This window comes from Microbacterium testaceum, assembly GCF_001476655.1.
In the GTDB taxonomy this organism is placed as follows: domain Bacteria; phylum Actinomycetota; class Actinomycetes; order Actinomycetales; family Microbacteriaceae; genus Microbacterium; species Microbacterium testaceum_C.
In genome coordinates, this window is record NZ_LDRT01000085.1 from 1 (window position 1) to 20,294 (window position 20,294).

Below are 20,294 nucleotides of genomic sequence, written 5' to 3' on the forward strand. Positions count from 1 at the left end.
AGCCCGTCGAAGGGACCGGGCACCGCAGTGCCCCGCCACCCGACGCCGAGGTTCCTGAGCCCCGTCGAGGGGGCCGGGCGCTACAGCGCCAGACGCTCCCGGACGACCTCGGCGAGCCGGTCCGCGTGAGCGCGGGCGACGTCCTCCGACGCCGCCTCCACCATCACGCGCACGAGCGGCTCGGTGCCCGACGCACGCAGCAGGACGCGCCCGGAGTCGCCGAGTTCCGCGGTGGATGCCGCGACCTCGCGCTGGACGACCTCGTCGGCGACGCCGTCCCGGTCGACGCCGCGCACGTTGACGAGCACCTGTGGGTAGACGGTCATCAGAGATGCGAGCTCGGCGAGTGTCTTCCCCTGCCGTGCCATCTCGGCGACGACGTGGAGCCCGGTCAACAGCCCGTCTCCGGTCGTGGCGAAGTCGCTCATGATGACGTGCCCCGACTGCTCGCCGCCGAGGGAGTATCCACCCTCGTTCATGGCCTCGAGCACGTAACGGTCGCCCACCCCGGTCTGGAGGACCCGGATGCCGTGGGCCTGCATCGCACGATGAAGACCCAGGTTGCTCATGACGGTGGCCACGAGCGTGTCGTCGACGAGCGTTCCCCGTTCCTTCATCGCGACCGCGAGGATCGCCATGATCTGGTCGCCGTCGACGACGTTGCCCTGTGCGTCCACGGCGAGGCACCGGTCGGCATCCCCGTCGTGGGCGATACCGACGTCGGCTCCGAGGCGCACGACGGTTTCGGCGAGCACGTCCAGATGGGTCGAGCCCACGCCGTCGTTGATGTTCAGGCCGTCGGGGTCGGCGCCGATCACGGTGACCGTCGCGCCCGCGTCCTTGAACGTCTCGGGGGAAACCCCGGCGGCCGCGCCGTGCGCGCAGTCGAGCACGACGTGGATGCCGTCGAGCCGGTGCGGCAGCGAGCCGAGCAGGTGCAGCACGTAGCGGTCTTCGGCGTCGGCGAAGCGGCGGATGCGCCCGACACCGGCCCCGGTGGGCTGCAGACGCTCCCCCTCGAGCGCGCGCTCGATGCGCTGCTCGACGATGTCGGGGAGCTTGGTGCCACCACGGGCGAAGATCTTGATCCCGTTGTCGGGGGCGGGGTTGTGCGACGCCGACACCATCACGCCGAAGTCGGCGTCACGGTCGGCGATGAGGAAAGCGGTCGCGGGGGTGGGGATGACGCCCGCATCGAGGACGTCGACCCCCGACGAGGCCAGGCCCGCGGCGACCGCGGCCGAGAGGAACTCCCCCGAGACCCGCGGGTCGCGCGCGACGACAGCGGTGAGGCGGCGGCCTTCGGCCTTCCGCGCCTCCGCGGAACGGCCCTGGCCCAGGACGACAGCAGTCGCCTGGGCCAGGTGCAGCGCGAGTTCGGCGGTGAGGAGGCCGTTGGCCAGCCCCCGCACCCCGTCCGTGCCGAAGAGAGGCATCCGGAGCGTCGAACTCAGCGCTTGGAGTACTGAGGCGCCTTGCGGGCCTTCTTGAGACCGGCCTTCTTGCGCTCCTTGACGCGAGCGTCGCGCGAGAGGAAGCCGGCCTTCTTGAGGGTCGGGCGGTTGTTCTCGGCGTCGATCTCGTTGAGCGCACGGGCGATGCCCAGACGGAGCGCGCCGGCCTGACCCGAGGGGCCGCCACCGGAGATGCGCGCGATCACGTCGTACGAGCCCGCGAGCTCGAGCACCGTGAACGGGTCGTTGATCAGCTGCTGGTGCAGCTTGTTCGGGAAGTAGTCCTCGATCGTGCGGCCGTTGACCGTGATCGTGCCCGAGCCGGGAACCAGGCGCACGCGGGCGATGGCCTGCTTGCGGCGGCCGACGGCTGCGCCGGGAACCGAGAGCACGGGGCGCTCGGTCGCGACGACGGACTGCTCGGCCGGCGTCTCGGTGCTGTAGTTGCTGGAGTCGATGTTCGACACTGTTTCGTCCTTATCCGGCGGCGCTTACTGGGCGACCTGGTCGAAGGTGTATGCCGTGGGCTGCTGGGCACCGTGGGGGTGCTCGGCGCCGCGGTAGACCTTGAGCTTCTTGAGCTGCGCCGCGCCGAGGCTGTTCTTGGGCAGCATGCCGCGGATGGCCTTCTCGACCGCGCGGACGGGGTTCTTCTCGAGGAGTTCGTCGTAGGTGACGGACTTGAGGCCGCCCGGGAAGCCCGAGTGGCGGTACGCCTTCTTCTGCGAGAGCTTCTGACCCGTGAGCGCCACCTTTTCGGCGTTGATCACGATGACGAAGTCGCCGGAGTCGATGTGGTTGGCGAAGGTGGCCTTGTGCTTGCCGCGGAGGAGGACCGCCGCGTGCGAGGCGAGACGGCCGAGGACGACGTCGGTGGCGTCGATAACGACCCACTCGCGCGTGACCTCAGCGGCCTTGGGGGTGAAAGTGCGCGTCACAGTAGTGCTGCTTTCTTGATCGAACGGAGGAGTTCGTGAATCCCGCTCCGGTGGTCCGTTCCCGTGTCGAAGACCGGGGGAACAGGGCCGGTGGAGGGCTCACGTTCGGGCAACCTGCTCGCAGAGAGGCAGGCACCAAAGATCAAGACTACGTCATTCGGATGCCGAGACCAAACGCAGCCCGTTCCGTCAGCCCCAGAGGGTCCCGACGGCGACGAGGGCGAACCCGGTGGCGTTGAAGACGACGTGTGTCGTGAGGGCCGCTCCTATCCTGCCGGTGCCGAGCACGAGCGCGGCCGTCACGATGCCGACCAGCGTGAGCGTCCACACATCGGGGGCCGGAACCGGTGCCGCGAGGAGGTGCGCGCCGACGAAGAGAGCGCTCGAGATCGCCGTCGCCGCAACGGCACCCGACACACGTCCCGACCAGCGGCGCACGACGGTGTACACGCAGACGAGCACGACCCCTCGGAAGAACAGCTCCTCGAGCACGGGGGCGACGACGACGCCGGCGATGACGTCGCCGAGGAACCCATCCGGCAGGGAACCGGGAAAGGAGGGCGTCGAGGGCCAGGGGGCGGGCCCCATCTCGCGTTCCGCGAGCGCTCCCTGACACAGGCGCAGGATGACCCCGAAGACGACGCCGTACAGGAGATCGAGCGCACGGAACCGCAGGAGACCCCGCGGGCGCGACCGGCTCCACGCCACCACGATCGGCGCCGCGAAGGACACCCAGATCACGGCCTGCGCCGCCGCGGGGGCGTCGCCGGGGGGAAGCAAGACGGAGGCGGCTCGCGCCCCCAGGGCACCGGAGCCCGTGGCGACCATCGCCCCGCCGAGGAGGTCCGCGCCCCATCGTGCCGTGCTCGCGCCCCCTTCCCGCCAGGGCCGATTCCGGCTCTGGCGCCGGCGTCGCGACGGAGGGGCGTCGACGGCGACGACATCGGGCACGCGCATACGCGCCACCGTAGGGGTCGCTCGGGGCAGCAGAGTCGCGCCGCGAGCGCCCCACGGGCCGGGGCCGATCTGCGCCCACCCATCGCCTCGCCCGGACGGTGCGCTCAGCTCACCCCGCGACTTCGCGAACGGCATGCGGTCGCCTCCGCGGGGAGCGACCGCGCTTCGCGCCCGGCTCCGACACCCGGGCGCGAAGACGACTCAGCGTCGCAGGAAGTCGATGAGTACGCGGTTGAACTCGTCGACGTGGCTGACGTTGACACCGTGCGGAGCGCCGGCGACGACGTGCAACTCGCTGCCCGCGATCGCGGCGTGCGTGCGCGCACCCGATCCCTCGAGGGGAACCGTCGTGTCGCTGTCGCCGTGGATGACGAGCGTGGGGACGGTGACGTTCGGCAGATCGTCGCGGAAGTCCGTGGTGGCGAACGCCTCCATCGCCTTCAGTGCCGCATGGTGGTCGGCCTGGTTGGCGAGCCGCTCCGCCTCGGCACGGTCCGCCTCGGACACGACGAGCGTGCCGTCGACCGAGAAGAAGTCCGTCGTGAACTGGTGGTAGAACGCCTTCTCGTCGTCCTTCAGCCCCTGCTTCATGCCGTCAGCGGTCTCGTCGTCGAGCGGGCCCTCGGGGTTGTCGTCGGTCTTCGCGAGATACGGCGGCACCGCCGCGGCGAAGACGACGCTGTGCACGCGGTCGGCACCGTGCCGCGTGAGATAGCGGGCGACCTCGCCGCCTCCCATCGAGAATCCGACGAGAGTCGCGTCGCGCAGATCCAGCGCGGTCAGAACCGCCTCGAGGTCGTCCGCGAACGTGTCGTAGTCGTATCCCGTGCGGGGCTTGTCGCTCCGACCGAAGCCGCGGCGGTCGTAGGACACGACGCGGTAGCCGGCCTCCTCGAGCGCCGGAACCTGGTGGGCCCAGGACTCCCCCGATAGGGGCCAGCCGTGGATGAGGACCACGGGACGACCCGCGCCGCCGGTGTCGTCGACGTGCAGGTCGATGTCGGTCAAGAGTCCGTGGTGTGCAGTGATCTCGCTCATGACGACATGGTTCGACCCGAATCTGGACGGAAGGGGACGGTTGACGTCATGCCGACGAGTTGGTAGCCCTGCACACGAACACGAACTTCGGCGCGAGCGCAACGCCGGACGTGCGCAGCGAGCCGGTCACTAACCTCGCGGCATGGCATCTCTTCGTCTTCCGTTCGCGATCCTCACGGCCGCACCTGTCGCTCTCGGGCTCACGAGCTGTGCCTCCCCCGCGACGAGCTCGGGAACCTCGGAGACGGTCGTCTCGGCCGTCGTGCGCGCCGAGTCCGACGCCGGCGGACGCGCCTTCGAGCTCGAGCGCGAGGGCGACGGCACGTGGGAGATCCGCGTCGTCGCGAACGGGCGCGCCGTGGATCTGCGGATCAGCCCGGATGGTGGGCAGGTCCTCTCGCGAGGCGATGCCGAGAGCCTCGACGCCGGCGACCGCACCGCCCTCGAGAGCGCGGCGACGACGATGGCCGATGCGGTGCGGACCGCCGTCGCGGCGCACGGCGACAGCGGCGTCGAAGAGGTGGAGATCGAGCACGCGAGCGGCAGGGCTGTGTGGCAGGTGTCCTTCGACGCGGGGTCCGACATCTCCATCTCGCTGGCCGACGGAAGCGTCGTGGCACCGTCGAAGTGACTCCCCCGATTGAATTGTGCACAATTCAATTGTGTGCAATCCTTTTCCCATGCCCGCCGTCGACGCCCTCGTCTGCTTCGCCCTCTACGCCGCGAACCGCACGACGACCCAGGCCTATCGCGTCTTGCTCGAGCCCTGGAATCTCACGTATCCGCAGTACATCGCGCTCGTCACGCTGTGGAATGACGGAGAGCAGACGGTGGGCAGCCTGGGCGAGGCACTCCAGCTCGACTCGGGAACCCTGTCGCCGATGCTCACGCGACTGCAGGCCGCGGGCTATGTCACGCGGGCGCGCGACGAACGCGATGAGCGCGTGGTCACGGTCTCCCTCACCCCGCGCGGCCACGAGCTGCGCACCGAGCTGGCCCATGTGCCGCGATGCATCGCGCAGGGGTCCGGGATCGAGGACGCCGACAGCGCGCGCGCTTTGATCGACGCCCTGCACCAGTTGACCGCCGCAATGCGCGATCTCCGCGATCACCCCGGGGACGTCCTCGCCGCCGAGCGCGCCACCCGCGCTCCTGCGGCGCTCGACGCCCCGTGAACCTCCCCCCTCCCGCACGTCCCCAGAAAGGAACACACCATGGACGTTCTCTACACCGCTGAGGCACTGTCCACCGGCCAGGGCCGACTCGGCCACGTCTCGGCCGGCGAGTACATCGACCTCGAAGTCGCTCCCCCGAAGGAGCTCGGCGGCTCGGGCCAGGGCACCAACCCCGAGCAGCTCTTCGCCGCCGGCTACGCGGCGTGCTTCCACAGCGCCCTGCACTCCGTCGCGCGCGCACAGAAGGTCAAGATCGAGGACTCCTCGGTGGGTGGCCGTGTGCAGATCGGCCCGAACGGACAGGGCGGCTACCAGCTCGCCGTGCTCCTCGAGGTCGTGCTCCCGGGCATCGAGCACGAGCTCGCTCAGCAGCTCGCCGACGCGGCGCACCAGGTGTGCCCGTACTCCAACGCCACGCGCGGCAACATCGACGTCACGGTCACCGTCTCGGACGACTGACGCCCCTCCGGGTGGGGACGCCCGTCACCGACGTCCCCACCCGCTTCCCGCTCGAGTGTCGACACGGTGGAGCGAGGACTCCCGACCCGGCGTCACGCTCCCGCGGGCGGCGTCACGATGCTGCGGCGCGACCGCGCAAATCCGCCGTCATGGCCCGCGAGCGTGCTCAGCTCAGCCGGAGCTCCGACTCGCCCTTGGGGTAGGAGCGACGCAGCCACTCCCCGAACCCGCGCTGCGAGAGACAGGCGGCCGCATCGGCGCAGGTCACCACCGGATCATCGGCGGCGTAGGTCTCGTAGATGTGCACCTTGGTGTCGAGGACCGCGCCCTCGACGTTGGCGGGCTCATCCTGCGAGGGATAGCCCACGTAGTACGTCACCGCCTCGGGGCCGATGCCCGCTTGCGGGGCGAGGGCCCGCACGAGCGACCCGACGCACGAGTGGTCGGGATGGTCTCCGTGGGCGAAGGCGCTCTCGTGGGGAACGTTGGTCGTCACGTGCGTCGGCTGAGCGGCCCCGATGAGCTCGACGATCGTCGCCGAGAGCCGGTCGAGGTCGTAGACGGTGGAACCGTCCACCGAGGTCAGGGTCGCCGCCGAGCCGTTGATGAGCTGTGTGAGCCCCGCGTTGCCCGTGGCGGCGAAGCCCTCGGCATCCAGCCCTCCGTCCGGCAGACGCAGGAACGTCAATGACAGGCGCGGCTCGTCGGATGCGACGAACCGCGTGACGGACGCCCCGCTGAGCAGAGTGATCTGCTGCTCCTGCCAGGGCGCGGTGCTGGCCCGCATCTCGTCGTACGCGGCACGGATTCCCGCTTCGCGCTGACGCGCGTAGTCAGCGCCCTTTCCCGCGTCCCCCGCGGTGATGAAGACGGCGCGGACGGTGTGACCGGCCCCGATCGCTTCCGACAGGGCGGGGTTGGCGAAGATGATGTCGTCATCCGCATGGGCCCACACGGCCATCCCCGTTTCGGCCCCGGGAGCCTCCGCGGCCGGCGAAGGCGGCAGCGGCGAAGGAACGGATGCCGCCGGGATCGGGGACAGCGAGACCCAGGTCCCGACAGGACCGGCGCTCCGACGGATGTTGCGGTACACGAGAGCGCCCGCGCCGAGACCGACGACCGCCAGACCGCCGATCAGGAGCCCGCGCCGTGTCACGCGCACCCGACGCGCTCGTTCACGGGCGGATTCGTCGGCCCCCGCGCTCGCCGCCGCGCCGGGCGCGGATTCGTCGTCTCTGCCCACGGCCGGTCCGTCCTCTTCTTCCTCTCCGCACCGGTCACGTGTTCGGGGAACCGGTGCGGTTCTTCGTCTTCCGGCCTCGACGCTATCGCGGCTCGGTGAGGCATCCGCTGAGCCGCGGCGCATCTTCCCCGTTCAGCGGGGACGTCGCGAACACCTGCTCACCTGCCGCATGGGCAACGCTCAGCCGACACCGAGACAACGTGGCCACACTCGCGGAATGCAGACGTCCTCACCGCCGCGGTCTCTGTCCCCTGCCGCTCTGCGCATCCGCGCGGTCCTCTGGGAGTGGGACCCGATCGGGGTCCGCGACATCGGGGACGGATGGCCCGCCGACGAGTACGACGATCTGATCGTGCCGATCCTCGAGGCGCTGGCATCCGAGCCTGCCCCCGAGGAGCTCGCAGCCGATCTGCGAACCGTCATCGAGGTCGACTACGGTCTCCCCTCGCCGGAAGGATGCCACGACGTCGCCGTTCGGCTCTTGCGCTCACGCGACTGACCCGGTGCCGCACGGTCACGGCATCTGAAGCTCCGCCTCGCTCTTCGGATAGGACCGACGGAGCCATTCGCCGAACTTGCGCGTGTTCAGGCAGGCGTCCCGGTCGGCGCAGCGGATGACGTCGTCCTGCTGCGTGTAGACGCGATACGTCTCGACCTTGGCATCGAGGGTCGCTCCCTCGACGTTTCGCGGCAGATCCTCCGAGGGGTACCCGACGAAGTAGCGCAGGCCAGGCCCGACACCGGCGATGGGACCGACCGCGTCGCGCACGAGGGTCCCGACCACCGAATGGTCCGGGTGGTCTCCCGGGGCGAAGGCGCTCCCGCGGGGGATGTGGGTGAGCGTTCGGGCAGGACGGAACGCCTCGGCGAACTCCGTCAGACTCGCCGAGAGCTGCGCGGCGCTCACGGCGGGGCCGCCGTCGATCGGCGCGAGGGAAGCGATCCCCGTCGAGCAGCTTGCTCATCGTGGCGTACCCCGTGGCCGCGAAGCCGCCGTCGGTGATGTTCCCGTCCGGAAGCCGGACGAAGAGAACCGAGACCCGCCCGTCGCCCTGGGGCGTCAGGCGGTCGACGCGCATCCCGCTGTCGAGCGTGATGACGCTCTCATCCCACAGCCCGTCCTTCGCGCGCATCACGTCGTACGCGCGCAGGATGCCGAGTTCTCGCGCATGCGTGTAGTCCAGGCCTCGCCCCGCATCGCCGGCGGTGAGGAAGACGGTGCGGACGCATTCGCCCGCAGCGATCGCCTCCGAGATCGTCGGATTCGCGAAGATGATGTCGTCGTCCGGATGAGCCCAGACCGTCAGAACCGTGTCCCCGCCCGGGCAGGCCTGCGCCACCGGCGAACTCGGCTTCGGTGTGGGGGTCGCGCTCGGTGTAGAGGTGGGAGTCGGATGCGACGGCTCGGTGCGAGGTGACGACGACAGCGCGACCGCCGGCTCGGGTCCGTCGGCACGGCTGAAGGCGAGAGGGATCGCGACGGCCGCCCCCGCGACCACGACGACCGCAGCGACGGCGACGAGAAGGGCGATCCGGCGCCGGTGCCGGGCGCGAGAAGAACGCGTCTGAGAACGCGACATCGGGTGGTCCTTCCGGCCGTTGTGCCCCGCGAGCAGGACATCCGGTCATCCGGTGCCCGAGTGTAGCGACACGTCGCGCCGAGCGTGGAGGAGCACCGGCCTGCGCCGCTCGCGAAGCGGCACGGGCGGGTTCCAGAAACATCGCGTTCACCCGCGGGTGATTCACTGGGTTAGATCCGCCTGTTATCGTCAGCGGGGAGAAAACCATTTCCAGGCACCTTGGGGAGAGGCCTACGAATTGTGACGTCTGACCTGAGAGTCGACGCGACATCGACGTCGCAGGCCGACGACGCCGGGGAGTACACCCCCGTCGTGGACAGCCCCGCGCCGAGGACGCCGACCTCGGTCGCCCGCCACCCTCGCGACAGGTGGCGCCTGCGCTACCGCCGCAATCTCTTCCTCACCGACCTGGCCGCCCTCGTGTGGGTCGTCTACGGCACGCAGCTGGTGTGGTTCGGAACCGGCAATGTCGCCGTCGCCGCCAGCAAGGACGGTCGCATCACCGACCTGTCGTACTGGATCTTCTCGGCGCTGCTCATCATCGCCTGGATGTGGGCGCTCTCCTTCGTCGATTCCCGCAGCGATCGCGTGATCGGTACCGGCTCGCAGGAGTACGTGCGGATCGTGGACTCAAGCTTCCGCGTCTTCGGCGCCGTGGCGATCCTCGCCTTCCTGACGCAGATCGACGTCGCGCGCGGATACCTCCTCATCTCTCTTCCCGCCGGCATCGTCGTCCTCATCTTCACGCGTTGGCTCTGGCGTCAGTGGCTGATCGTCCAGCGCTCACACGGGAAGTACTCGGCCAACGTCCTTCTCGTCGGCTCGCTGACCTCGGTCACCCAGTTGGCGCGGGAATTCGCCCGTACCCCGAGCGCCGGATACCGGGTCGTCGGCGCCTGCGTCCCCAACGGCAAGATCGCCGATGTCATCCCCGGGACGACCATCCCCGTGATGGGACACGTCGGTGACGTCTCCCGCGCGCTGTCCGCCACCGGAGCGGACACCGTGGCCGTCACGAGCGCCGACGAGCTCCCCGCCGACAAGGTGAAGGAGATCTCGTGGAGTCTCGAGGCGGGACGCCAGCACCTCGTCCTCGCCCCCAGCATCATCGACATCGCCGGGCCGCGCCTGCACACCCGACCGGTCGCGGGCCTCCCCCTCATCCACGTGGAGACCCCCCGGTTCTCGCGGGGGCAGGTGTTCCTCAAGCGCACGGTCGACCTTCTCGCGAGCATCGCCGGCGTGATCCTGCTGAGCCCGCTGCTCGCGTTCCTCGCCGTCACCGTCCGCCTGTCCAGCAGCGGCCCCATCTTCTTCCGACAGACGCGCATCGGGTTCCACGGCACCGAGTTCACGATGATCAAGTTCCGTTCGATGGTCGTCAACGCCGAGGAGCTGCTCCACGATCTCGCCGAACAGCAGCGCGACTCGGGCAACGAGGTCCTGTTCAAGATGAAGAACGACCCCCGCGTGACCCCCATCGGCCGGGTGATGCGCAAGTTCAGCCTGGATGAACTCCCCCAGCTGTTCAATGTCATCGGCGGGTCCATGTCGCTCGTCGGCCCCCGTCCGCCCCTGCCGTCCGAGGTGGCCCAGTACGCGGATCACGTGCACCGGCGCTTCCTCGCCAAGCCCGGCATCACCGGATTGTGGCAGGTCAGTGGCCGGTCGTCGCTGTCCTGGGAGGAGTCGGTGCGCCTGGACCTGTCTTACGTGGAGAACTGGACGCTCCTGGGCGACTTCGTCATTCTCGGCAAGACCGCTCGCGCCGCCCTGGTGCCGGGCGATACCGCCGCGTGAAATCCCCGCGGTCTGCGGGTCCGCGACCGGGTGTCTCCGTGTCGCGTCGACAAAAATCTGAAAGGCTTCCATCGTGCGTTTGTCTGTAGTGGGGTGCGGTTACCTGGGTGCGGTGCATGCGGCGGCGATGGCCTCCATCGGCCATGAGGTCGTGGGCATCGATGTCGATGAGCGCAAGATCACCGCGCTGAGCAAGGGGGAAGCGCCGTTCTTCGAGCCCGGCCTGCAGGAGATCCTGACCGAGGGCATCGCGTCGGGCCGCCTCTCCTTCACGACCGACATGTCTGCGGCGCAGGGCGCGAAGGTCCATTTCATCGGCGTGGGAACACCGCAGCAGGCGGGCGGTTACGCCGCCGACCTCACCTACGTCAATGCCGCTGTCGACGGCCTGCTCCCGTACCTGTCCGAGGGCGACCTGGTCGCGGGCAAGTCCACCGTGCCGGTGGGCACCGCGGCGACGCTCGCCCCGCGGGTGTCCGAGACGGGCGCGACGCTGGTGTGGAACCCGGAATTCCTCCGCGAGGGCTGGGCCGTTCAGGACACCATCGACCCCGATCGCCTCGTGGCCGGTGTCCCCTTCTCCGAGGGTGCTGCGACTGCCGAGGGCGAGCGGGCGGCGCAGATCCTGCGTGAGGTCTACCACCCCTCGATCACCAAGGGCACGCCGTTCATCGTCACCGACTACGCCACGGCGGAACTCGTGAAGGTCTCCGCGAACGCCTTCCTCGCGACGAAGATCAGCTTCATCAACGCGATCGCCGAGATCGCCGAGGTCACCGGCGCCGACGTGACGACCCTGGCCGACGCGATCGGGCACGACGCGCGCATCGGGCGTCGCTTCCTCGGCGCGGGCATCGGCTTCGGCGGCGGCTGCCTTCCGAAGGACATCCGCGCGTTCTCGGCTCGTGCCGAAGAGCTCGGCCGTGGCGAATCCGTCGCGTTCCTCCGCGAGATCGACGCCATCAACCTTCGCCGGCGCGACCGCGCCGTCGAGATGACGAGCGAGGCCCTGGGAGGATCGGTCTTCCAGAAGAAGGTCACGGTTCTGGGTGCGGCGTTCAAGCCCCACAGCGACGACATCCGCGACTCGCCCGCTCTCGATGTGGCGGTCCGGCTGCACGGCCTCGGCGCCGACGTCACCTTGACCGATCCCGCCGCGATCGAGAACGCCCAGCGCGTCCACCCGCAGCTCACGTACGTGCACGACCGCGACGAAGCCCTGCAGGACGCGGATGCCGTGATCGTCGTGACCGAATGGGACGAGTATCGTCACCAGCTCGATCCCGCGCACGCGGCGACGCTGACGCGGGGTCACATCGTCATCGACGGCCGTAACTGCCTCGACGCCGCGGCGTGGCGTGCCGCCGGGTGGACCTACCACGGCATGGGTCGCCCCTGATCAAAACTCTCCTCAGACGCCCCGGCTCCGCCGGGGCGTCTGAGGTTCTCGCGGGGTCACCCTGTGGACAGCCGCACCCACCCTCCGCGTGCGCATGTAAGAATGCCCTCCGACCCCGAAGGACATCCCATGCTCTCCCCCCTCCCCTCTCCCCTTCTTTCCGGCCTCCCGGCCGACGACAGCGACCTCGGCTTCTCTCCTCGCTGCGAGTCCTGCCTCCGGCCGATGGCCGAACAGGGCGCCGGTCGCTCCGCGCACTGGAGGTGCCCGAGCTGCGCGAATCTCCGCATCTCGTGATGCGACGGCTACGCTGACCCCGTGCTCGTCAGCCTCCTCATCTCCATCGCCGCCATCGTCTCGGCGGTGCTGGTGGGCTTCGTCGCCCGCCGCATCCTGGGGACGGCGGTCGGATGGCCACGCAGCATCATCATCGGCCTGCTGGTCTTCTTCCTCGGCGTCCCCTTCGCCGATTGGGTGCTCCGCCAGACGGGAACGTCGCCGGAACCCGAGAGCGCAGCCGGCCTCTGGTTGGCCCTCGTCGCCCTCGCCATCGCGTGGGTCTTCGCGCTCGGGGTGGCGGCTCTGGTGGCGAGCGAGGCGATCTTTCCCACTCGCCCCCTGCCCAATCCGATCGACCTCGTGCGGGCCGCGCTTCGGCAGCGAAAGCGTACGCGTCGCTATCTGGAGATCCTCGCGATCGCTTCACGGCACGGCGTGGGCTGGCTGTTCCACGGCGGGCGGGCGCGCGTCGAGCAGGAGTTGAGCACGGCCGAAGAACGCGCTCACGCTATCGTCGCGACGATCAACGACGCCGGCGTCAGCTTCGTCAAGCTGGGGCAGGTCCTCTCCACCCGACGCGACCTGATCCCGGAACCGTATCTCAGCGCCCTGTCGAGCCTGCAGACGAAGGCGACGACGCTGCCGTGGGAGACCGTGCGCGAGGTCATCGAGAGCGATCTGGGCACCTCGATCGACGAGGTGTACGCCGAGGTGGATCGCGCCCCCCTCGCGGCGGCGTCCGTGGCTCAGGTCCACCGGGCGCGACTGCTCGACGGGACCGACGTCGTCGTGAAAGTGCAGCGCCCCGCGGCCCGGGCCCAGGTGGAGGCGGATGCCGACATCATCGGGCGTCTCGCTCATCGCGCAGAAGCGCGCACGCGAGTGGGCCGGGACCTCCGCATCGAATCGGTGGCGCGCGGGTTCACCGCGACTCTCCTCGAGGAGCTCGATTACCGTATCGAAGCGCGCAATACGGAGATGATCCGCTCCACGCTTCAACGGATCGACAAGGCGGAGCCCGAGCGTCGCGGTCTCGTCTCCGTCCCGCACGTCTTCCCAAGTGCCTCCGGCCCGCGAGTGCTCACGATGGAGCTCGTCGACGGGGCGGCGCTGAGCGACTCGGGAGAGCGTCTGGCCGCCCTGGGCGCCGAACAGCGCGATCGCCTGGCCCAGGTCCTGATGTCGACGGTCATCGAGCAGATCCTGGTGTACGGCGTCTTCCACGCCGACCTGCACCCCGGCAATGTCCTCCTGAAAGAGGACGGCACCCTCGGACTCATCGACTTCGGCGCGGTGGGCATCATCGAACGCAGTCGACGCGAGCACCTGACAGCCCTCCTCCTGGCAGCGCTGGGCGAGAACGACGTGGCCGCCACCGACGCGCTGCTCATCATCGTCGATGCCCCCGAGGATGTGGACCTCGAAGCGTTCCGGCACGACGTCGGCATCGTGCTCACGACGGAGCACTTGCGCACCGACGGCCAGGGATCGATCTTCACGCGGATGGTCGACGTCATCCGTCAGCACCGGATCGCCCTGCCCGGCGAACTCGCCTCCGCGTTTCGGAGCTTCGCGACCCTCGAGGGGTGCCTGCGCGTGATCGTCGACGATTTCGACATGGTCGGGCGCGCGCTGCCCTTGATGCCCGCACTCCTTCGGCGGACGCTGTCGGTCAAACGATTGGCCACCGATCTGCAGGCCGGAGCGGTCATCTCGATGGCGCGCATCCAGAGGGCCCCGCGCCGTCTCGAGGCCCTCCTGACCGGAATCGAGAAGGGGTCGATCGGGGTCACGCTCCGCTCGAAGGACGGGTCGGATGCCGGTGGCATCCTGAATCGCGTCACGGCGGAGGCCGCATCGACGCTGGTGTCGATCGCCGCGGTGGTGATCGCGGTGGTGCTCATCATCTCCGGGGGAGGACCCGTCCTCGGCGGATCCGTCACCCTCTTCGCGGTCCTCGGCGCGGTGATCGGGCTGTTCGGGTTCCTCGGGCTCCTGCGCATCGTGCGACGGACGTTCAGCCGTCGAGGCTGAAGAATCGCCGATCTTCCTCGCGCCGATGCACCACGGCGGGTGCGGGCGCCGCTACTGTGAGCAGCAGTCACCTGTTGTTGCACCACCCGGACTCCAAAGGAGAAGTCCCATGGTCGTCGCTTTCCTGGTTGCCTTGCTCGCCTGGATCGTCATCTCGCTCGCGGCCGGTATCGGTCTCGGCCGGATGATCGCGCGCTCCGAGACGGAAGACGGTCGTGTGCCGTCCCTCGTCTCGCGCAGCCTGTAGCTCGTCGACGGGCGCCGCGTCGGAACCCGTTCCCCTCGCGCGCGTGCCTCGACTCCGACTCGCCGTCGTATCCGAGGCACGCGCGGATTCCGCGCGAAGACAGACGAGCCAGAGCGAAGCCTCCGGAACTCGCGGGTGGAGGACGCGTCAGGGATGCGCCCGCGGAGCGCCGACGCGGGTCGCCGCCGCTCGATACTCTCGGCGGGTCATCGGCGCGGCGTGAACACCCCTGCCGGGCGCGGGAGACGCGAGCCCCGACACCGCCCCGACGATCACCTCGACGGCGCTCGCGGCATGCTGCTCGAACTCCGCCCAGACGGAGGCATCCTGACCGATCGGGTCGATGATGTCGTCCTCACTCTGCGAGACGTGCCGATCACTGCGGCGTGCGCTCGCGACCTTCGAGAGAATCGTCGGCCACGTGTCGAGGGCGACGGTTGGGTGGGAGGCGTCGAGGAGCCGCGCGAACTCGCGGATCGTGAAGACGCCTCCCACCAGGTCGGGGCGCATCCCCAGGACGGTTCGTCGGTGCGCTCGTTCTGCGCACAGGATCGTCGTGCGCATGCTGAGCATCCGCTCGCTCAGAAGGCGCGTGCGGTGCGTGTCGAGAGAGAAACCGTAGGCGTGTGCGAGGGTCCTCGCGCCCTCTTCCGCGGGGTGACCGGGACGAGCCGCCGTACCGGCGCTCTCGAGCTCGATCCCCTGGACACCCCGCCCCGCCAGGCGCGTGCGCAGGAGGTTCTCGACGAACGGGGATCGAATGGCGTTCGCCGTGCACACCACGATGATGTGAGGCGTGGTCGGCAAACGGTCTGACGACATCACATGACTCCTCCCGCGCGGCAGAACCACGCCCGCACAGTAAAACGCAGATGGCCACGCCCCCTCGTCCTCGACCACTCCCCGCGACGGCGGACCTTCCGGGGTGAACACGCGGGAGCGTGACCGCCATCAGGCCGTTCTCGACGCCCGAGACGGGGCGCCCCTCAGCCGTCACCCTCCTCAGGGCGGTCGAGTGCCGCCGCGGTTTCCGGAGCTTCGCGGAGCAGTCGGCCGAGGGTCCGCGCCGCGGCCGCATCGAGTTCGACCGCGTACCCGCCGCCGAACTCGAGGGCGATCCACGACTCGTCGTCGTCGGCGCGGCGGATGAGCCCCACCTCGAGATGGGTCGAGACCCCGGCACCGGCGCGGCGACCGTCACGAACTCGTGCCACGAAACCCGTACCGGCGCTCCGGTGGATCTCGTCGTCGGGATGCACCGTCTCGCCGTGCTCAGTCGTGCACCACGCGAACGCGCATCGTGCGACCTGCGGGCGATGTTTCGCCGGAATCCGATTCATGCCTGACACCTCTCTCGCAGGACCGCCCTCCCGGCGGCCCCATCATCGGTGGGCACGCACTGAGTGAACCACGACCCTCCGACATCGAGCTCAGCGTCCGGGGGCCACGCCCCCCGGACGCGCGGGGATCAACTCCTCAAGGGACATCTCAAGGACCTCGGCGAGCGCCACCAGGGTCTTGAGACGGGGGTTGGCCGGAGTGCCCGGGTTCGATTCGCCCTTCTCGAGCTTGCGATACGTGAACGTCGCCAGACCGGCAGCGTGCGCGACGTGCTCCTGCGAGAGGCCTCGCTGCGCACGCGCGCGGAGAAGCCGCTTTCCCAGCTCTTGCGCGAAGTCGTTCCAGGGATCGGGCGCGTCCGTCATCGTCCCAGCTTGATCTGAGAGCAACGCGCACATGAACATGTTTACATGCATCATCTCTCCTGACCGTTCGGGAACGCTCCGCTCGCCAAAAGGTGAGGGATCACGGGTGGTGGGTGAGAGCACGGGGGATCAAGACAGACGTGCCTGCGCCGCGGGACTCGCAGCCTCCGAGCCGCACGGGCAGACGGGCCGAGCCGGGAACCTCGCGAGACCGCTTCACCCGCGCGGGTGAAGCGGCTGACCGTGCCGTCGGCCCACGAGCCAGATGGCACAGTTCCGACGCCCGCCGCACGTGTCGTGCCCCGGCGGCGGCCCCCTTCACGGCTCTCGGGCACCGATAGCGGAGCATTCATGAACCTCGCCGTCTCAACCTTGAGTTCACCATCCCCCTCGGCGCCGCGTCCGGTCGCGCGCGCGTCGAGTACGCCGTGGGAGCGGCGCTACGCGCGGATCCTCTCCGTCGTCGACACCATCGTCGTGCTGGCGTCGGTGTTCGGAGCGCAGGTGCTGTGGCTGGGGCCGCATCCGACGGAGGTCAGCTCGGCACCGGTGAGCTACACGACCGTGTCGGTTCTCCTGTCCGGCGCATGGCTTCTCGCGCTCACGCTCAGCGGGAGCCGGCATCCCCGTGTCCTCGGGCAGGGCATCACCGAGCACCGGCGGATCCTCGGGGCGTCACTGCAACTCTTCGGCCTCGTGGCGATCGGCGCCTACCTCGGCGGCGTCGATCTGTCCCGGGGCTACTTCCTGCTGAGCCTGCCCGCCGGCACCGCCGTCCTCCTCGGAGCACGGATCGCGTGCCGCGCCTGGCTGGTCGCGCAAAGACGCAAAGGGTCCATGGCGACACGCGTGGTGTTGTTGGGTGGGGAGCAGGAGAACGAGCGGGTCGCCTCCGAGCTGGCTCGTCAACCCGGCGTGGGCTTCACGGTCGTCGGAGTGCACGCACTGACGGCGGAGGCGGTCGCCGGAGGGTGGACGGATCGCCACTCCCACCGCCTGCGGGAGCGCCTCGACGACCTGCAGGCCGACAGCGTCCTCGTCACAGGAGGCTCGCACCTGCAGCCGCAGGACATCAGACGCATCGGCTGGATCCTCGAACCCGGACGCCAGCACCTCATCGTCGCCGTCAACCTCGCCGATGTCGCGGGACCGCGTATCCACACACGCCCGGTCGCGGGGCTCCCCCTCGTCCACATCGAGACGCCCCAGTACTCCACGACGCAGAAGGTGCTCAAGCGCGCCTTCGACATCGTCGGGGCGGCGACGCTCATCCTGCTCCTCTCCCCTGTCCTGCTGACGTTGGCCGCGCTGGTGCGGATGTCGAGCCCGGGCCCCGTTCTCTACCGCCAGGAGCGCGTCGGCCAAGGGGGCTCCCATTTCGGGATGCTCAAGTTCCGTTCGATGATCGACGGCGCGGACGCACGCCTGCACGAGCTGCTCGCCGAGCAGGGCCGAGAAGGCACGCCTCTCTTCAAGGTCGAGAACGATCCCCGTGTGACCGGTGTCGGGCGATGGCTGCGCAAGTACTCGCTCGACGAGCTGCCACAGTTGTTCAACGTGCTGAGCGGACACATGAGCCTGGTCGGACCGAGGCCCCAGCGCGACGCAGAGGTCGCGTTCTACGACGACGACGCCCGCCGACGCCTCATCGTCCGGCCCGGCATGAGCGGTCTCTGGCAGGTCAGCGGGCGCTCGGCACTCGCATGGGACGACGCCATCCGGCTCGACCTGTTCTACGTCGAGAACTGGTCCCTGGTCGGTGACATCGTCATCCTGGCGCGCACCTTCAAGGCGGTGATCGCCCCCGGGGCGACCGCGCACTGATCCCGAAGAGAGAGAAAGGGCGCCGATCCGAGGATCGGCGCCCTTTCTCTCTTCCTTTCGCGATCAGGAGCGACGTCGCCGCCGCGCTCCGGCCGGAGCATCCTGCGCGGGGGCCGCGAGCTTCGTCGCCATCGAGGACCCCGTGCGCGCTTCGCCTCCTGCCTCACCCGATCGGGCCGCCACGCTCATCCTCTGCGAAAGGGTCCGCAATCCGCTCACGTTGTCGGGCGGAAGGGTCGAATGGCGTCGCGGACCCGGGAGCGCCGCGGTGTCGGTGTCGTCGGCGGACTGACCTTTCGCGCTGCCGAACCACCCGCGCCGCCACCAGGATCGCGGGGTGCTCCTCGCTGCCCCGTAGCCGTAGTAGCCGGCGTACTGCGATCCGTAGTAGCTGGAGTCGACACCGCGGAGGGGGACGCGGTTCAAGACCACCCCGAGCAGTCGACCGCGCGTCTTGCCGAGGTTGTCCGATGCACGCACGAGCATGTCGTCCGTGGTCCGTCCCGCCGTGACCACGAGGACCGCGCCATCGGCCCAGCTCGCGATCACGGCCGCATCGGCGACCGCGAGAGTGGGCGGCGAGTCCACGATGACGATCATGTCGTCGGCCAGTTTCCGGGCCAGCTGCTGCATGCGCTGCGAGCCCACCATCTCCGTCGGGTTGGGCGGGGTGCGTCCCGCAGCGACGACGAAGAGTCGGCCGTTCTCATCGACCTGATGGGCGACCTGTTCGATCTGGGCACGCCCCGCGAGAACGTCCGACAAGCCCACGTCGTCCGAGAAACCGAACATTCCGCCCAGCACCGGGCGGCGCATGTCCGCGTCGACGAGGATGACCGCCTGACCGGTGGCCGCGATGCTGACCGCGAGGTTCGCGGCCGTGGTCGACTTGCCGTCGCCGGGCAGCGGACTGGTGATCACGATGACCTTCGCCGGGTGGTCGACGTCGACGTACTGCAGATTCGTGCGCAGTTCGCGCATCGCTTCCTTGTGGGCGAACGATCCTCGGCCGTCCTTGATGTCGTCGAACGAGAACACCGCGCGCCCGGAGGCGAGGTCCTTGTCGACCGGCAGCACACCGACGACGGAGGTGTCCACCGCCTCGGTGATGTCGCGTACCGAACGCAGACGGCGGTCGAACGCGCGCCTCACAAGCGCGAAGACGACACCCAGGACCGCACCGGCCATCGTGCCGAGCGCCACGTTCAAACGCACGTTCGGAGACGACGGGGACGTGGGCAGTCGAGCGGAGTCCCCGGCGACCAGGCGCACCGCGCCCTGACCCGACCCCGCATTGTCCAGGCCGTCCACCTGCTTGGTCATCCCTCGAATCCAGGCTTCGGCGAGATCTCGGGCGGACTCCGGCGTCGGCCCGGAGGCATCCACCCGTACGTTGACGGTGTCCACCGGGTTGGACACCTGGATGCGCTGAACGAGCGATTCCGGGCTGTCCTCCAGGCCCAGTTCCTGCTTGGCCGCTTCCGCGACGCTGCGCCAGTACCCCATATCGATGAAGGACTTGACCTTCGACAGCGCCAACTGGTCGCCGGCGAGGGCCGCCCCCGTCGAGTTGTCCGACGACACCGCCGCGACGTACCCGCTCGCGTCCGCGGTGTACACCCGCGGCTGAAGTGCACTCCACCCCAGTCCGGCTAGACCCCCGACCACGGTCAGGGCGATGATCGCCTTCCAGTAGGCCCGCAGTACGCGAACCACCCGTTGTATGTCCACTCGTGTCCGCCTTTCGCGCGGCCGGCGACGAGCCGCCGAGCCGGACGCAGCATAGGCACACCGTCTCCGTGCCCCGTGACACGTCCATCGCCGTTCGGGCGGGCGAAGGCTTCCTTTTCGGGTCCGACAAGGGAAGAGAGTGTGATGCCGAAAGGGTGACGAGGGGATGACGCCAGGGATGAAAGAGCCCCCTGCGGGCCGGTGTTCCCCGCGCGGCGGCTCAATGATCGTCAGTGCGCGTCCGTCGCATGAATGACCGACTCGCTCTCCCTCCGCCTGAGGGAAGGGGCGACGGTCACTGAGTTGGAGACACCCGATGCTGATCGACCTGGACACCCCACCCTCCCCTCTCTTCTACAAATCTGACGCTGCCGACGATCTTACGCGTGTAGATCTCGGCGGATGCCGTCTCATTAAAAAAACAAACAAA

Annotated in this window: 20 protein-coding genes and 1 pseudogene; 9 read left to right on the forward strand and 12 right to left on the reverse strand. The window is 69.2% G+C overall.

Going from position 1 to position 20,294, the window contains the following annotated elements:
• Positions 1 to 80: 80 nt before the first annotated feature.
• The 5 genes from glmM to NS220_RS12490 all read right to left on the reverse strand — a co-directional run bounded on the left by glmM (position 81) and on the right by NS220_RS12490 (position 4,387).
• Entirely contained in the window at positions 81 to 1,436 is a 1,356-nt protein-coding gene (gene glmM, locus NS220_RS12470; protein WP_058624376.1) for a phosphoglucosamine mutase, read from the reverse strand.
• Positions 1,437 to 1,450: 14 nt separating this feature from the next.
• Positions 1,451 to 1,921, reverse strand: coding sequence for a 30S ribosomal protein S9 (rpsI, locus tag NS220_RS12475; RefSeq protein ID WP_013583923.1), 471 nt, complete (start codon positions 1,919 to 1,921; stop codon positions 1,451 to 1,453).
• Positions 1,922 to 1,945: 24 nt separating this feature from the next.
• Positions 1,946 to 2,392 carry a 50S ribosomal protein L13 gene (gene rplM / locus NS220_RS12480; RefSeq protein WP_058624377.1) on the reverse strand — a complete coding sequence of 149 codons (447 nt, stop codon included), beginning with the start codon at positions 2,390 to 2,392 and terminating at the stop codon, positions 1,946 to 1,948.
• Positions 2,393 to 2,581: 189 nt separating this feature from the next.
• Positions 2,582 to 3,349, reverse strand: coding sequence for a CPBP family intramembrane glutamic endopeptidase (locus NS220_RS12485; RefSeq protein ID WP_153004273.1), 768 nt, complete (start codon positions 3,347 to 3,349; stop codon positions 2,582 to 2,584).
• Between the two features lie 201 nt (positions 3,350 to 3,550).
• Positions 3,551 to 4,387 (reverse strand): alpha/beta fold hydrolase, encoded by an 837-nt coding sequence (locus NS220_RS12490; protein ID WP_058624379.1) that lies wholly within the window; start codon positions 4,385 to 4,387, stop codon positions 3,551 to 3,553.
• Between the two features lie 142 nt (positions 4,388 to 4,529).
• On the opposite strand from NS220_RS12490, the gene NS220_RS12495 reads away from it, so the two are divergent.
• Genes NS220_RS12495 through NS220_RS12505 form a run of 3 tightly spaced genes read left to right on the forward strand, consistent with a single transcriptional unit; the run spans position 4,530 to position 6,021 of the window.
• On the forward strand, positions 4,530 to 5,018 hold the full coding sequence (locus tag NS220_RS12495; protein WP_058624380.1) for a PepSY domain-containing protein: 489 nt from the start codon (positions 4,530 to 4,532) through the stop codon (positions 5,016 to 5,018).
• A gap of 49 nt (positions 5,019 to 5,067) precedes the next feature.
• Positions 5,068 to 5,562: a MarR family winged helix-turn-helix transcriptional regulator gene (locus tag NS220_RS12500; protein ID WP_058624381.1), complete on the forward strand. Its 495-nt coding sequence runs from the start codon at positions 5,068 to 5,070 to the stop codon at positions 5,560 to 5,562.
• A 39-nt stretch (positions 5,563 to 5,601) separates the two neighbouring features.
• Entirely contained in the window at positions 5,602 to 6,021 is a 420-nt protein-coding gene (locus NS220_RS12505; protein WP_058595173.1) for an organic hydroperoxide resistance protein, read from the forward strand.
• A 166-nt stretch (positions 6,022 to 6,187) separates the two neighbouring features.
• Here the strand turns inward: NS220_RS12505 and NS220_RS12510 are convergent, their stop codons facing one another.
• On the reverse strand, positions 6,188 to 7,177 hold the full coding sequence (locus NS220_RS12510; protein WP_206543022.1) for a PIG-L family deacetylase: 990 nt from the start codon (positions 7,175 to 7,177) through the stop codon (positions 6,188 to 6,190).
• 304 nt (positions 7,178 to 7,481) lie between these two features.
• Between NS220_RS12510 and NS220_RS12515 the strand changes: the two genes are divergently transcribed.
• Positions 7,482 to 7,763, forward strand: a complete 282-nt coding sequence (locus NS220_RS12515) for a hypothetical protein (protein ID WP_058624383.1) — start codon at positions 7,482 to 7,484, stop codon at positions 7,761 to 7,763.
• Positions 7,764 to 7,778: 15 nt separating this feature from the next.
• Here the strand turns inward: NS220_RS12515 and NS220_RS20590 are convergent, their stop codons facing one another.
• Both NS220_RS20590 and NS220_RS20790 read right to left on the reverse strand, forming a co-directional pair.
• Positions 7,779 to 8,171 carry a hypothetical protein gene (locus tag NS220_RS20590; RefSeq protein WP_058624384.1) on the reverse strand — a complete coding sequence of 131 codons (393 nt, stop codon included), beginning with the start codon at positions 8,169 to 8,171 and terminating at the stop codon, positions 7,779 to 7,781.
• A gap of 217 nt (positions 8,172 to 8,388) precedes the next feature.
• Positions 8,389 to 8,844 (reverse strand): annotated as a pseudogene (locus NS220_RS20790) (PIG-L family deacetylase); the annotation flags it as partial.
• A 240-nt stretch (positions 8,845 to 9,084) separates the two neighbouring features.
• Between NS220_RS20790 and NS220_RS12530 the strand changes: the two are divergent.
• From NS220_RS12530 to NS220_RS20175, 4 genes are all read left to right on the forward strand, one after another.
• Positions 9,085 to 10,644: a sugar transferase gene (locus NS220_RS12530; protein WP_193755360.1), complete on the forward strand. Its 1,560-nt coding sequence runs from the start codon at positions 9,085 to 9,087 to the stop codon at positions 10,642 to 10,644.
• 73 nt (positions 10,645 to 10,717) lie between these two features.
• On the forward strand, positions 10,718 to 12,043 hold the full coding sequence (locus NS220_RS12535) for a UDP-glucose dehydrogenase family protein (RefSeq protein ID WP_058624386.1): 1,326 nt from the start codon (positions 10,718 to 10,720) through the stop codon (positions 12,041 to 12,043).
• Between the two features lie 318 nt (positions 12,044 to 12,361).
• Entirely contained in the window at positions 12,362 to 14,356 is a 1,995-nt protein-coding gene (locus NS220_RS12540) for an ABC1 kinase family protein (protein WP_058624387.1), read from the forward strand.
• Between the two features lie 109 nt (positions 14,357 to 14,465).
• On the forward strand, positions 14,466 to 14,603 hold the full coding sequence (locus NS220_RS20175) for a hypothetical protein (RefSeq protein ID WP_193755361.1): 138 nt from the start codon (positions 14,466 to 14,468) through the stop codon (positions 14,601 to 14,603).
• Between the two features lie 147 nt (positions 14,604 to 14,750).
• Here NS220_RS20175 and NS220_RS12545 read toward each other — a convergent pair whose 3' ends face one another.
• From NS220_RS12545 to NS220_RS12555, 3 genes are all read right to left on the reverse strand, one after another.
• Positions 14,751 to 15,425, reverse strand: a complete 675-nt coding sequence (locus tag NS220_RS12545; RefSeq protein WP_058624388.1) for an arsenate reductase/protein-tyrosine-phosphatase family protein — start codon at positions 15,423 to 15,425, stop codon at positions 14,751 to 14,753.
• 164 nt (positions 15,426 to 15,589) lie between these two features.
• Positions 15,590 to 15,943 (reverse strand): DUF6907 domain-containing protein, encoded by a 354-nt coding sequence (locus NS220_RS20815; protein ID WP_058624389.1) that lies wholly within the window; start codon positions 15,941 to 15,943, stop codon positions 15,590 to 15,592.
• A gap of 90 nt (positions 15,944 to 16,033) precedes the next feature.
• Positions 16,034 to 16,309, reverse strand: coding sequence for a helix-turn-helix transcriptional regulator (locus tag NS220_RS12555; RefSeq protein ID WP_058624393.1), 276 nt, complete (start codon positions 16,307 to 16,309; stop codon positions 16,034 to 16,036).
• Positions 16,310 to 16,660: 351 nt separating this feature from the next.
• Here NS220_RS12555 and NS220_RS12560 point away from each other — a divergent pair, with 351 nt between their 5' ends.
• The gene (locus NS220_RS12560; RefSeq protein WP_058624390.1) at positions 16,661 to 18,133 is read left to right on the forward strand and encodes a sugar transferase; all 1,473 of its coding nucleotides are present in this window, start codon (positions 16,661 to 16,663) and stop codon (positions 18,131 to 18,133) included.
• Positions 18,134 to 18,196: 63 nt separating this feature from the next.
• Here the strand turns inward: NS220_RS12560 and NS220_RS12565 are convergent, their stop codons facing one another.
• Positions 18,197 to 20,200: a polysaccharide biosynthesis tyrosine autokinase gene (locus tag NS220_RS12565; RefSeq protein ID WP_081323161.1), complete on the reverse strand. Its 2,004-nt coding sequence runs from the start codon at positions 20,198 to 20,200 to the stop codon at positions 18,197 to 18,199.
• Positions 20,201 to 20,294 lie beyond the last annotated feature (94 nt).